The sequence below is a fragment of the Kitasatospora sp. NPDC088861 genome, from assembly GCF_044750105.1.
Lineage (GTDB): Bacteria > Actinomycetota > Actinomycetes > Streptomycetales > Streptomycetaceae > Kitasatospora.
In genome coordinates this window covers 180,405-193,071 of sequence record NZ_JBIVJF010000007.1, presented here as the reverse complement: position 1 = coordinate 193,071, position 12,667 = coordinate 180,405, and the positions used below count along the sequence as shown (strand labels likewise).

Here is a 12,667-nt window from a genome sequence, read left to right as displayed (position 1 = left end):
TCAGACCGCCGCTTCCAGCTCGGCCTCGATCTTCTCCATCAGCTGGTCCTGGATCTCGGCGACGCCGATCTGCTGGACGAGTTCGGCGAAGAAGCCGCGGACCACCAGGCGGCGGGCCTCGTCGGCCGGGATGCCGCGGGACCGCAGGTAGAACAGCTGCTCGTCGTCGAAGCGGCCGGTCGCGGAGGCGTGGCCGGCGCCGACGATCTCGCCGGTCTCGATCTCCAGGTTGGGGATCGAGTCGACCCGGGCGCCGTCGGTGAGCACCAGGTTGCGGTTGAGCTCGTAGGTGTCGGTGCCCTCGGCGGCGGCGCGGATCAGCACGTCGCCGACCCAGACGACGTGGGCGTCCTGGCCCTGCAGCGCGCCCTTGTAGACCACGTTGGAGCGGCAGTGCGGGGTGTCGTGGTCGATGACCAGACGGTGCTCCAGGTGCTGGCCGGCGTCGGCGAAGTAGAGGCCGAACAGCTCGGCCTCGCCGCCGGGCGCGGCGTAGTTGACCCGCGGGTGGATCCGGACGACGTCGCCGCCGAAGGTGACGACCACGGACTTCAGCGAGGCGTCCCGGCCGACCAGCGCGGTCTGCTGGGCGACGTGGACGGCGTTGCGGTCCCAGTCCTGGACGGAGACGAAGGTGAGCTTGGCACCGTCGCCGACGAGCAGCTCGACGTTGGCGGCCCGGGTGCCGGTACCGGTGTGGTTGATCACCACGACGGCCTCGGCGAACGGCTTGACGTCGACCACCACGTGGGCGAAGCGGGTGCCGCCCTCGCCGTGCACGTCGATCTTGACCGGCCCGGTGAGCACCGCGTCCTGGGGGACGGTGACCACGAGCGCCTGCTCGAAGGCGCTGAACGCCTGCGCGGCGACCCGGTCGACGGGCTTGCCGGCCTTGCCCAGACGGGCGTCGTCGCGGCCGACGGTCTCGGCGGTGACGCCGTCCGGCAGGCTCAGCTCGACCTTGTCCTCGCCCTTGGCCGCCTCGGCGGCGGTGCCGTCGTGCAGGCCGCCCAGGCGGTGCATCGGGGTGAACCGCCAGTCCTCCTCGCGGCCGGTGGGCACCGGGAAGTCGCCGACCTCGAACGAGGGCTTGACGGCGACCCGGGCGTCGATCGGCTGCTGGACGGTGGCGCGGCCGGTGCCGGGGCCGGCGAGCTGGGCGCCGGCGCCGGCGGTGCCGACCTCGATCGACCCGGCGGTGGTGGAGCCGGTGGTGGTGTTGACGTCAGCCATGGCTGTCGTAGTGCTCTCTTCCTCGAAAAGCTCGAAAAGTCGGTGGGCGGTCAGCGGCTGGACGTCAGCCGACCGCACCCTCCATCTGCAGCTCGATCAGCCGGTTGAGCTCCAGCGCGTACTCCATCGGCAGCTCGCGCGCGATCGGCTCGACGAAGCCGCGGACGATCATCGCCATCGCCTCGAACTCCGTCATGCCCCGGCTCATCAGGTAGAACAGCTGGTCCTCGCTGACCTTGGAGACCGTCGCCTCGTGGCCCATGGACACGTCGTCCTCGCGGACGTCCACGTACGGGTAGGTGTCCGAGCGGGAGATGGTGTCCACCAGCAGCGCGTCGCACAGCACGTTGGACTTGGCGCCCTTGGAGCCCTCGCCGATCTCGATCAGACCGCGGTAGGAGGTCCGGCCGCCGCCGCGCGCCACCGACTTCGAGACGATGTTGGAGGAGGTGTTCGGCGCCATGTGCACCATCTTGGCGCCGGCGTCCTGGTGCTGGCCCTCGCCCGCGAAGGCGATCGACAGGGTCTCGCCCTTGGCGTGCTCACCCATCAGGTAGACGGCCGGGTACTTCATGGTGACCTTGGAGCCGATGTTGCCGTCGACCCACTCCATGGTCGCGCCCTCGTACGCCACGGCGCGCTTGGTGACCAGGTTGTAGACGTTGTTCGACCAGTTCTGGATGGTCGTGTAGCGGCAGCGGCCGCCCTTCTTGACGATGATCTCCACGACCGCGGAGTGCAGCGAGTCGGAGGAGTAGATCGGCGCGGTGCAGCCCTCGACGTAGTGGACGTACGCGTCCTCGTCGACGATGATCAGCGTCCGCTCGAACTGGCCCATGTTCTCGGTGTTGATCCGGAAGTAGGCCTGGAGCGGGATGTCGACGTGGACGCCCTTGGGCACGTAGATGAACGAGCCGCCGGACCACACCGCCGTGTTCAGCGCGGCGAACTTGTTGTCGCCGGCCGGGATGACGGTGCCGAAGTACTCCTTGAAGATCTCCGGGTGCTCGCGCAGCGCGGTGTCGGTGTCCAGGAAGAGGACGCCCTGCTCCTCCAGGTCCTCGCGGATCTGGTGGTAGACGACCTCGGACTCGTACTGGGCGGCGACACCGGCGACCAGGCGCTGCTTCTCGGCCTCCGGGATGCCCAGCCGGTCGTAGGTGGCCTTGATGTCCGCGGGCAGGTCCTCCCAGGACTCGGCCTGCTTCTCGGTGGAGCGGACGAAGTACTTGATGTTGTCGAAGTCGATGCCGGAGAGGTCGGAGCCCCAGGTCGGCATGGGCTTCTTGCCGAACAGCTTCAGGCCCTTGAGACGCAGGTTCAGCATCCACTCGGACTCGTTCTTCTTCGCGGAGATGTCGCGGACGACCTCCTCGCTGAGCCCGCGCTTGGCCGCGGCACCGGCGGTGTCCGGGTCGGCCCAGCCGTACTCGTAGGTGCCCAGGCCCTCGAGCTCGGGGTGCGAAACGGTGTCAGTCATGCGAGCTTCCTAACGCGCGGACGCTGAATCTTCGGTGGACGTACCGGCAGTCGGCACTGCATCGGAGCCGCGGCCCGCGGAACGCCGGGCAGGCGACGATGCGGCACCGGGTGCCGGCACATAGGTGGTGCAGACCCCGTCGCCGTGGGCGATGGTGGCCAGCCGTTGCACATGGGTGCCCAGCAGCTGGGAGAAGACCTCGGTCTCCGCCTCGCAGAGCTGCGGGAACTGCTCGGCGATGTGCGCGACCGGGCAGTGGTGCTGGCAGAGCTGGGCGCCTGCCGGGGCCTTCGCCACGGCCGGCGGGACCCGCCGCACCGTGGCAGCGTACCCGTCCGCGCTCAGCGCCTGGGCGAGCGCCTCGGTGCGCTCCCCCGCCTCGGCCAGCCGCAGGAGCTCCAGGTACCTCTCGCCCTGCTTGCCGAACCGGGCCCGGGCGAAGGCGGCGACCGCCTCCTCGCCCGCCTTCCCGCCGCCGACCGAGTCGGAGATCCAGCGCAGCGCGTCGGCGGCGAGCTGGTCGTACGCCTGGTAGAAGGCGTCCCGGCCGCCGTCGGTGAGGGCGAAGACCTTGGCCGGGCGGCCCCGGCCACGGCTGCCGTAGACCCGCTGCTCGCGGGACTCGACCAGGCCGGCGGCGGCTAGTCCGTCCAGGTGGCGGCGGACGGCGGCGGCGGTGAGGCCGAGCCGGGTCGCCAGGTCGGCGGCGGAGGAGGGGCCGTGGTCGAGGATCGACCGGGCGACCCGGTCCCGGGTGGCCCGGTGGCCCTCCAGCAGCACCTCGGCCGCCGTCACGGGCACGTCGCACCCGGGGGCCGACTCGGCCTCCTGGGGCGTGGCGTGCTCGCGCATGTTTTTCACAACACCAGTGTTGCGTAATTACTTCCGACAGGACAAGCCGTGATGCAGGCCTCACTCGTGTCATCTGTCACGCAGGTAAGCCTTACCTGACCTGCAAAAACGATCATTGAGGGCGCCGTCCGGGCCCGGCGTCGGGGCCTCTTACACTCGCCGGTATGCACTCCGAACCCGCGGTGAAGATCGCCGGGCTGGTCAAGCACTACGGCGACAAGCCCGCGGTGGACGGCCTCGACCTCACCATCGCACGCGGCGCGATCACCGCCGTCCTCGGCCCCAACGGCGCCGGCAAGACCACCACCATCGAGACCTGCGAGGGCTACCGCCGCCCCGACGCCGGCACCGTCCGCGTCCTCGGCCTCGACCCGGTCGCCCAGAACGCCGCGCTGCGCCCCCGGATCGGCGTCATGCTGCAGTCGGGCGGCGTGTACGCGGGCACGCGCGCCGTCGAGATGCTGCGTCACACCGCCGCACTGCACGCCCACCCGCTGGACGTCGACGCGCTGGTCGAACGGCTCGGCCTCGGCTCCTGCGGCCGCACCGCCTACCGGCGCCTGTCCGGCGGCCAGCAGCAGCGGCTCGCCCTGGCCATGGCCGTCGTCGGCCGCCCCGAGCTGGTCTTCCTGGACGAGCCCACCGCCGGACTCGACCCGCAGGCCCGGCGCGCCACCTGGGAACTGGTCCGCGACCTGCGCCGGGACGGCGTCACCGTGGTCGTCACCACCCACCACATGGACGAGGCCGAACAGCTCGCCGACCAGGTCGCCGTCATCGACCGCGGCCGGGTGATCGCCACCGGAAGCCCCGAGGAGCTGTGCCGCGGCGGCGCCGAGAACGCCCTGCGCTTCGACGGCCCGCCCGGGCTCGACCTCGGCCCGCTGCTCAAGGAACTGCCCGAGGGCGCCACCGCCACCGAGACCACCCCCGGCGGCTACCGCGTCGAGGCGCCCGTCGACCCGCAGCTGGTGGCCACCGTCACCGGCTGGTGCGCGGCCTCCGGCGTCCTGCCCGAACGGCTGTCCGTCCAGCGCCGCAGCCTCGAAGACGTCTTCCTCGACCTGACCGGACGGGACCTGCGCTCGTGAGTACGACCACCGACTACTCCCCCAAGCCCGGCGCGGCCCCGGTCGGCCGGATGCTGCTCGCCCAGACCGCCTTCGAGACCAGGATGCTGCTGCGCAACGGCGAACAGCTGCTGCTCACCGTGGTCATCCCGACCGTGCTGCTGGTGCTGTTCTCGGCCGTGGACATCGTCGCGGTGGACGGGCCCGGCAAGCGGGTCGACTTCCTGGCCCCCGGCCTGCTCGCGCTGGCCGTGATGTCCACCGCCTTCACCGGGCAGGCCATCGCCACCGGCTTCGAGCGCCGCTACGGCGTGCTGAAGCGGCTCGGCGCCAGCCCGCTCCCGCGCTGGGCACTGCTGACCGCCAAGACCGGCTGCGTCCTGGTCACCGAGGCGCTGCAGGTCGCGCTGCTGTCGGCGATCGCGCTGGCGCTCGGCTGGTCCCCGCACGGCAACCCGCTGTCGGTCGTCGCGCTGCTGGTGCTCGGCACCGCGGCCTTCTCCGGCCTGGGCCTGCTGATGGCCGGCACGCTCAAGGCGGAGGCCACGCTGGCCGCCGCCAACCTGGTGTTCATCCTGCTGCTGCTGGCCGGCGGGGTGATCGTGCCGCTGAGCAGGTTCCCCTCGGCCGTGCAGTCGGTGCTGGAACTGCTGCCGATCTCCGCGCTCTCGGACGGCCTGCGGTCGGTCCTCCAGCACGGCGCCGGGGTGCCCTGGTCCGACCTCGGCATCCTGGCCGGCTGGGCCGTCCTCGGCCTGGCCGCCGCGGCCCGCTTCTTCCGCTGGGAGTAGCCCCCGGCCCCGCACGTGAACCGCTACGTACACGAGGCCGCACCGCACGTGAGGCCGCACCGCACGGGAACCGCCCCCCGGCCGCTTCGGCCGGGGGGCGGTCTCACGTCACCGACGGAACGTCAGCTCTGGCTGCCGCGACGCTTGCGGGCCAGCAGGACGAGCGCGCCACCGACCAGCAGCACGCCGCCGCCGGCCGCCGCGATCATCGGGGTGGCGTCGTTGCTACCGGTCTGGGCGAGCGCCGGGCCACTGGTGGTGGGCGTCGGGACCGGGGTCGGGGTCGGCGTCGCGGTCGCGGTCTTGCTCGCGGTGGGCGAGGCCGACGGGGTCGGGGTCTTGGTGGGCGTGGGAGTCGGCGTCGGAGTCGTGGTCTGCGACGGGGTCGGGGTGGGAGTCGGGGTCGAGGTCTTGGTGGGCGTGGGGGTGGGAGTCGGCGTCGGAGTCGGCGTGTGGCACGGCTCGATCGTCTTGGTCTCGTTGATGTTCCAGCCCTTTTCGTTGGGCGTCTCCGTCGTGTTCACCACGAGGTTCGCCTTGACGGGGGCCGTGTGGTCCTTCACCGGGAAGGTGCCGTGGAACTCCGCGGGGAAGGCCTTGGCGTCCAGGACCTTCTCGCCGTCGATGGTGAGGCTGACGGTGTTCTTCACGTCGGGCTTCGGGCTGTAGTTGATCAGATCGATCACGATCTTGTCGCAGGTCACCGACCAACTCGGCACGTGCGCCGAGGCGTTGGTTGCCAGCGCCAGAGGCAGGAGAATTCCGGCCGCCGCCGTCCCGGCGAGTGCCGCCGCGCCGATCCGCATGTGCCGCTGCTGTCGCGCCATTTACGCTGTTCCCCTCAGAACGGTCTTGCGCAGCAGGCGTGTTGAAGGTTTCGCGGTGGCCCGCTACGACTGTCCGGGGGACTCTACCGGCACTCCCGCACCTCTCCACACCCCGCCGTACGACCGAATTTCGTCTGTTGGTCCGTCGTCTGATGTGTATGACCAGCCCATCACAGCTGCCACCTCGCGGAACGCGGATTCGGCAAACTTGAATGAACTTCGTCACCTGACTGAAATACGTGCGCCCTCGGTGATCAGGTTCAATCACCAAGGGCGCAACACCGGTCGACCGGCGAAATGATCAGGCCTTCTTCGCCGCCCGACGCCGGGTGACGACCACGATCGCGCCACCGGCCGCGAGCACCACCGCGCCGCCGATCGCCAGCGGCACGACGGGCCCGGAGCCGGTGTGCGCGAGGTTGCCGCCCGCGTTCGCCTGGGCGGACGGGCTCGCCGAGGCCGAGGCCGAGGCGGCCGGCACACCCGCCGAGGCGGTGGCCGACGGGCTGGCCGAGGCACCCGCGCTCGGCTTGCCGCTCACCGGGGCGGAGGGCGTGTCCGAGGGGCTCGCCGAGGTCCCGGGCGTGGCCGAGGTGCCGGGAGTCCCGGGCGTCCCGGGCGTGGTGGAGGCCGACGGCGTCCCGCTCGGCACCACCGGCGGCACGGTGGGCGTGGTGGACGGCGTCGGGACGACGACGCCGGGCAGGCAGCCGGCGAACGGGTAGTGGTGCGTCTCCGCCCCGCCCTTGCCGGTCAGCGAGGCCGCGATGACCGAACCGTTGACCGGGCCGCCGCTGCCGAGGTCGAAGGCGGCGTTCGGCGCCAGCACGGTGCCGGCCCAGGCGGCCTTGCTGCTCTTGACCACCTTGGTCGCGGTGGGGAAGTTCCACAGCAGCTTGGCGCGGATCGCCCCGCCGGCCGCGCTCTGCAGCTTGTCGTCCAGGACGAAGGACGCCTTGGCCTCGTCCCACAGGTGGAAGCCCGTGGTCCCGGCGGCCGCCATGTCGTACGAGCCGCCGGTCACGGTGACCACGGTGACGGACCCGGCCGGCACCTTGAGGAAGACGTCCTTGGCGCCCTGGAGCTTCGCGGCGTCGACGGTGAAGCTGTTGTACTTCGCGTCGCCGCCGGTGAACGTGAGCTTGGCCCCGTCGGCCTGGACGGTGGCGCCGGCGGTCTGCGGCGCGGCGGCCAGCGCGGTGGAGGCGGCGCGCAGCTTGGCGAACTCGGCCTTGAAGTCGATCGGGGAGGCGCCCTGGGCGATGGCGCCCTGGTGGGCCTGGACGACGGCGCCGTCGGCCTTGGAACCGTAGACGCCGCTGCCCTTCATCACCTGGGTGTTGTGGCCGGTGATGCGGCCGGCGACCACCAGCGCGTTCTTGCCGGGCAGGGCGTCGACCTCGGCGGGGGTCAGCTCCTGGCCGACCGAGAAGCCGCCGGTGAAGTCGGCGTTGCCGCCCACCGCGACGGCGCCCTCGGCGTCGGGGGTGTGGGTGTCGTCGCCCTCGACGAACTCGCCGTAGAGGTTGGCGACCCCGAGGCTGCGGCACTCCTGGCCGGGGTCGGCGGCGTGGGCGGCGGCGGGGGCGATCAGGCCGGCCAGTGCGAGCGAGCCGCCGACTGCGAGCGCGGCGGCGGACGTGGGTATGCGCATGTGCAGGTCTCCGCTTGTGCGGGAGGAGTGGGAGAGGTCCGAAAAAGGTATGGACCAATCCGCACTCTTTCGGCCTCGCAGGTGATTGGTCAAGACCAATGACCGCCTTGACCGAAGAGTCCGGTTTGCGCCCCGTCCGGCCCGGTGCGGGCGACGCCCACGCGGCACCCGCGCCCCGCCCCAAGATCGGCTGTAAGGCCGCCTACGATTGACCCCGTGCCTAATCCCTTCTCCCTGCTCGCCGACCGCTGGCAGCCGTCCGCCGTGATGGTCCGGCGCGCCGCGTTCGCCGCGCTGGTGATGAGCGTGGTGATCGTCGTCACCGGCGGCGCCGTCCGCCTCACCGCCTCCGGCCTCGGCTGTACGACGTGGCCCCGCTGCACCGCCGACAGCCTGACCCCGACCGCCGAGATGGGCTTCCACGGCGTCGTCGAGTTCACCAACCGGATGCTCACCTACGTGCTGAGCGCCGCCGTCGGCTGGGCCATCCTGGCCGCCCGCTGCCACCGCCCCTGGCGGCACAGCATGACCAGGCTCGGCTGGGCGCAGTTCTGGCTGGTGATGAGCAACGCGGTGCTCGGCGGCATCACCGTGCTGACCGGCCTCAACCCGTACACCGTCGCGCTGCACATGATCGCCGCGATGGCGCTGGTGTGGGTCGCGCTGCTGATGTGGGAGCGGTCGAAGGAGGGCGACGGCGTCCCCAAGCTCGCCGTGGCCCGCCCGATCCACCAGCTCTCCTACGTGCTGGTCCTGGTCGTCGGCCTGCTGGTCGCGGCCGGCACCCTGGTCACCGGCGCCGGCCACCACCCGGGCACGCCGAAGGACAACAAGATCGTCCCCCGGATCCCGATCGACTACGACAGGCTGGCCCAGTTCCACGCCGACCTCGCGTTCGTGTCGGTCGGCCTGGCCATCGCGGTGCTCTTCGTCTTCGCCGCCGTCAAGGCCCCGCCGGCGGCGAAGGCCCGCGCCAAGGAACTGCTGGCGGTCCTGCTCCTCCAAGGCGTACTGGGCTTCATCCAGTACTTCACCGACGCCCCCGAGCTGATGGTCGGCCTCCACATGCTCGGCGCCACCCTCACCTGGATCGCCGCCCTCCGCATCCCCCTCGCCCTGCGCGTACGCGAGGTCGAGGCCCCCGCCGCCGAGCAGTTGCCCGCCCAGACCCCACAGGCTGCCACCGTCTGAGCCTCGTCGAAGGCCCCCATCCTCGGATGGGGGCCTTCGACGTGTCACAACAGCCGCCGCCCGTCGTGGCTCCGGATACTCGGCGACGTGTCCCCCCGAAGCGCGTCCAACACCCGCACGGCATAGACCTCCGCCATGCGCACGGAGACCTCGTCCGCCGTGAGCCAGTCGACCTCGACCGACTCATCCGAGAGCCGTACTTGTCCGCCCTCAGGCCGACACCGGAAGACCAGCGCGACAACCCCTCGACGCAGGTTCTTGTAGACACCGGTCAGCCGCTCCACGCCGGCGTGGATCCCGGTCTCCTCGTAGACCTCCCGGCACACGCCGTCCTCGATGCCCTCGCCCAGCTCCAGCACGCCCCCCGGCGGCTCCCAAGCCCCGTTGTCAGCCCGCCGAATCGCCAGCACCCGCCCGTCCTCCCGCACCACCACCCCCGCGACGGACACCGAGTGGAGTGGCGTCACGCTCGCACCACCGGGTGGATCAGATCGAGGAGCATCACGTCGTGCCGAGCCGCGCCGTCCCACGGGATCGCCGACCCGACGCGCCGGTAGCCCCACGCTCGGTAGGACGCCCGGGCCGCAACCGCCTCTGGTCGGGTGTTCAGCATCACCCGGGCGCTGTCGATGCCCTCGATGAGGACGCGATGCATGCGAGTGGCGACGCCCTGGCGCCGCCACCGGGGCCGAACCGCCAACTCGAAGAGACCGAACGTGCGCTTTCCGTCCTCATGCCTGGGGTTCTCGGGCACGGGATCGATCAGGGTGTCCCACCATCCGGTGTCCGCCGACAGCGGGTAGCCGTACGCCATGCCCACAACGGTGTCGCCGTCGAAGGCGATGGCCGCCCGGAACCCCCGCCGACGCGCCTGCGAGCGGAACCGGCGAAACGCCCGCTCCACGTCGGTCGGCCCCTCGCCGTAGGGGGCTTCCGCGAACGCCTCCGAGAACACCTCCTTCAACTGGCCCTCCAGCTCGACCGCCTGCTCGCCGTCCAACAGCCGAACCACCACCGTCACACCGTCCTCTGTTTCCGGGCCGAAACCCCGAGCGATCGAAGTTCCTCGACGCAGTCTCGCGCCATCGCCGTATCAACAGGACGACCAGGGCGGCTACGAGCCCTGCGGCCTCTCGACCGACCACCAGCGCTGGTTCGAGGCGGCTTACACCGACGCCCCCGTCGTCACCCAGGTCAATGACGGCCAGGCATCGGCCGATCCGCCCGACCCAGCCGACGTTTGGCGCTCCTCCTCCGCCTCCGCCCCTCGATCGTCGTCCGCATGCTCCGCGACCTCGACATCCGACCCGGAATGAACGTCCTGGAGATCGGCACCGGCACCGGCTGGCTGGACCAACCGGCCCGACTCGTCCGGGTGCTCGACCGCGAGGAGCTGCCCCGTTGAGCCCACGGCAACGGCCCGGCTCCCCCGCCTGGGGGAGCCGGGCCGTCGCCGTGGGCGCCGAAGTGATCAGCCGCCGAGCTGGATGCCGGCCATGCGCTTCCACTCGTACGGGCCGGTCTTCACCTTGAGGGCCAGCTCGCCCTCGAAGTCGTCGTGCAGGGTCAGCCCGGCCAGTTCGGCGGCCCGGCGACCGACGGCGTAGCTCGGGGCCACCTGGTCGCCCCAGGCGCCGTCCGCGCCCACCACGACGATCCGGGTGGCCACGGCGCCGACGTACTCGACGACCGCGTCGGCGCCGCCCCCGTGCTGGCGGGCGAAGCTGCTGAGGTGCTTGGCGATGCGCTTGGCGCGGCGCTCGGTACGGGCGTCCGGCGCGGTGGCGGTGGCGGTCTCTGCGCTGCTCATGCCCGCATGCTACCCACCGGTAGTCGAGCTGGCGACGGGAGCGCCCTGTGCACCGGGCCACATACTGGAGGCGTGACCTTCTCCGGCTGGCCGGCCGCGGCGCTCGACTTCTACGAGCACCTCGAAGCCGACAATTCCAAGACCTTCTGGCAGGCCCACAAGGAGCAGTACGACAACGACGTACGGACCCCGATGGAGCTGCTGCTCGCCGAGCTGGAGCCGGAGTTCGGGCTTGGGAAGATCTTCCGTCCCAACCGCGACGTCCGGTTCAGCGCCGACAAGTCTCCGTACAAGACGCACATCGGCGCCCACCTGGAGACCGGCGGCTACGTCCAGCTCTCCGCCGACGGCCTGGCCTGCGGCAACGGGATGTACCAGCTCGCCCCCGACCAACTGGACCGCTACCGCGCCGCCGTCGCCGAGGACGTCAGCGGCGCCGAACTGGAGCGGGTGATCGCCGCGGTGGAGCAGGACGGCCCCCAGGTGCACGGCCGGGACTCCCTCAAGACCGCTCCGCGCGGTTTCCCCAAGGACCACCCGAGGATCGAGCTGCTGCGCCACAAGGGCCTGGTCGCCTGGCAGGAGTGGGCGCCCGCGAAGTGGCTCGGCACCCGTGGCGCCCACACCCGGATCACCACCTTCCTGCGCGCCTCCCAGCCGCTCCGGGACTGGCTGGACGACCACGTCGGCCCGTCCGAGCTGCCGGCCCGGTGAGAACGCGAAGAGCCCCGGTCCACCGGACCGGGGCTCTTCGACGTCGGACGGGCCCTACTTCACGAACGGGTCGATCGCGCACACCACGAACAGCAGCGACAGGTAGGTGATCGACCAGTGGAACAGCCGCATCTCCTTCAGCTTCGCGCCCACCACGCCGGCCTTGGCCCGGCCGTACAGCGCGTGCGCCTCGCGCAGCCAGAACCCGCCGAGCAGCACCGCCGCGACGGGGTACAGCCAGCTCATGTGCCCCAGCGGCCACACCGCCAGCGAGGTCGCCACCATCACCCAGGAGTAGGCGACGACCTGCTTGCCGACCGCGACGTTGCCCTTGACCACCGGCAGCATCGGCACGCCGGCCCGCTCGTAGTCCTCGCGCACCTTCATCGAGAGCACCCAGGTGTGCGGCGGCGTCCAGAAGAACACCACCAGGAACAGCGCGACCGCCGCCCAGGACAGCGAGTTGGTGACGGAGGACCAGCCGATCAGCACCGGCATGCAGCCGGCGATGCCGCCCCAGACGATGTTCTGCGAGGTGCGCCGCTTGAGCCCCAGCGTGTAGACGAACACGTAGAACAGCAGCGCGCCGAGCGCCAGTCCGGAGGAGAGCCAGTTGACGCCGAAGCCCAGCAGCAGGGTCGAGACGATCGCGAGGGCGATGCCGAACACCAGCGCCTCGCGCGGCGACACCATCCCGGTGACGATCGGCCGGCGCTCGGTGCGGGACATCACCGCGTCGATGTCGCGGTCGATGTACATGTTGAGGGCGTTGGCGCCGCCCGCCGAGAGGTAGCCGCCGACCACGACCTTCAGCACCAGCAGCATGTTCGGGACGCCCTGCTGGGCGAGGAACATCACCGGCACCGTGCTCATCAGCAGCAGTTCGATGATCCGTGGCTTGGTCAGTGCGACGAAGGCGCCGACACGGGCCCCGATGGGCCGGTGCGCAGGAGTCGCCCCGGTGACCCCGGCGGGACGGGTTTCGACGGCGGTCACTAACACCCCAACTGAAGATGAATCCTCGCAGGCGTCCACAGGAACGAAG

General features: G+C 71.2%; 14 protein-coding genes. 5 read left to right on the top strand and 9 right to left on the bottom strand.

What is annotated here, in order from left to right; all coding sequences use genetic code 11:
* The 3 genes from sufD to ACIP37_RS15770 form a co-directional block, all read right to left on the bottom strand.
* A complete protein-coding gene (sufD, locus tag ACIP37_RS15780) occupies window positions 1-1,233 on the bottom strand; it encodes a Fe-S cluster assembly protein SufD (protein WP_363627949.1) in 1,233 nt (410 codons plus the stop codon).
* Between the two features lie 64 nt (window positions 1,234-1,297).
* Window positions 1,298-2,713, bottom strand: coding sequence for a Fe-S cluster assembly protein SufB (sufB, locus tag ACIP37_RS15775; protein WP_063349524.1), 1,416 nt, complete (start codon window positions 2,711-2,713; stop codon window positions 1,298-1,300).
* Between the two features lie 9 nt (window positions 2,714-2,722).
* On the bottom strand, window positions 2,723-3,565 hold the full coding sequence (locus tag ACIP37_RS15770; protein ID WP_350880459.1) for a MarR family transcriptional regulator: 843 nt from the start codon (window positions 3,563-3,565) through the stop codon (window positions 2,723-2,725).
* A 164-nt stretch (window positions 3,566-3,729) separates the two neighbouring features.
* On the opposite strand from ACIP37_RS15770, the gene ACIP37_RS15765 reads away from it, so the two are divergent.
* Together ACIP37_RS15765 and ACIP37_RS15760 are read left to right on the top strand one after the other, a co-directional pair.
* Window positions 3,730-4,656: an ABC transporter ATP-binding protein gene (locus ACIP37_RS15765; RefSeq protein WP_400807458.1), complete on the top strand. Its 927-nt coding sequence runs from the start codon at window positions 3,730-3,732 to the stop codon at window positions 4,654-4,656.
* A gap of 50 nt (window positions 4,657-4,706) precedes the next feature.
* A complete protein-coding gene (locus ACIP37_RS15760) occupies window positions 4,707-5,426 on the top strand; it encodes an ABC transporter permease (protein WP_363580676.1) in 720 nt (239 codons plus the stop codon).
* A 122-nt stretch (window positions 5,427-5,548) separates the two neighbouring features.
* Here the strand turns inward: ACIP37_RS15760 and ACIP37_RS15755 are convergent, their stop codons facing one another.
* Together ACIP37_RS15755 and ACIP37_RS15750 are read right to left on the bottom strand one after the other, a co-directional pair.
* The gene (locus tag ACIP37_RS15755; RefSeq protein WP_363580455.1) at window positions 5,549-6,253 is read right to left on the bottom strand and encodes an LAETG motif-containing sortase-dependent surface protein; all 705 of its coding nucleotides are present in this window, start codon (window positions 6,251-6,253) and stop codon (window positions 5,549-5,551) included.
* Window positions 6,254-6,554: 301 nt separating this feature from the next.
* Window positions 6,555-7,907: a choice-of-anchor A family protein gene (locus ACIP37_RS15750; protein WP_400807454.1), complete on the bottom strand. Its 1,353-nt coding sequence runs from the start codon at window positions 7,905-7,907 to the stop codon at window positions 6,555-6,557.
* A 267-nt stretch (window positions 7,908-8,174) separates the two neighbouring features.
* Between ACIP37_RS15750 and ACIP37_RS15745 the strand changes: the two genes are divergently transcribed.
* Window positions 8,175-9,098: a heme A synthase gene (locus ACIP37_RS15745; protein ID WP_400807615.1), complete on the top strand. Its 924-nt coding sequence runs from the start codon at window positions 8,175-8,177 to the stop codon at window positions 9,096-9,098.
* Between the two features lie 44 nt (window positions 9,099-9,142).
* Here ACIP37_RS15745 and ACIP37_RS15740 read toward each other — a convergent pair whose 3' ends face one another.
* On the bottom strand, window positions 9,143-9,547 hold the full coding sequence (locus ACIP37_RS15740; protein WP_363627998.1) for an NUDIX domain-containing protein: 405 nt from the start codon (window positions 9,545-9,547) through the stop codon (window positions 9,143-9,145).
* A 14-nt stretch (window positions 9,548-9,561) separates the two neighbouring features.
* Complete coding sequence (locus tag ACIP37_RS15735) at window positions 9,562-10,119, bottom strand: GNAT family N-acetyltransferase (protein WP_363627951.1); 558 nt, start codon at window positions 10,117-10,119, stop codon at window positions 9,562-9,564.
* Between the two features lie 261 nt (window positions 10,120-10,380).
* Here ACIP37_RS15735 and ACIP37_RS15730 point away from each other — a divergent pair, with 261 nt between their 5' ends.
* Complete coding sequence (locus ACIP37_RS15730) at window positions 10,381-10,503, top strand: hypothetical protein (RefSeq protein ID WP_400807450.1); 123 nt, start codon at window positions 10,381-10,383, stop codon at window positions 10,501-10,503.
* 66 nt (window positions 10,504-10,569) lie between these two features.
* Here ACIP37_RS15730 and ACIP37_RS15725 read toward each other — a convergent pair whose 3' ends face one another.
* The gene (locus ACIP37_RS15725; protein WP_350880471.1) at window positions 10,570-10,908 is read right to left on the bottom strand and encodes a hypothetical protein; all 339 of its coding nucleotides are present in this window, start codon (window positions 10,906-10,908) and stop codon (window positions 10,570-10,572) included.
* Between the two features lie 72 nt (window positions 10,909-10,980).
* Here ACIP37_RS15725 and ACIP37_RS15720 point away from each other — a divergent pair, with 72 nt between their 5' ends.
* Window positions 10,981-11,622, top strand: coding sequence for a DUF2461 domain-containing protein (locus ACIP37_RS15720; protein ID WP_400807447.1), 642 nt, complete (start codon window positions 10,981-10,983; stop codon window positions 11,620-11,622).
* A 54-nt stretch (window positions 11,623-11,676) separates the two neighbouring features.
* Here ACIP37_RS15720 and ACIP37_RS15715 read toward each other — a convergent pair whose 3' ends face one another.
* Window positions 11,677-12,624: a heme o synthase gene (locus ACIP37_RS15715; RefSeq protein ID WP_363580445.1), complete on the bottom strand. Its 948-nt coding sequence runs from the start codon at window positions 12,622-12,624 to the stop codon at window positions 11,677-11,679.
* Window positions 12,625-12,667: the final 43 nt, after the last annotated feature.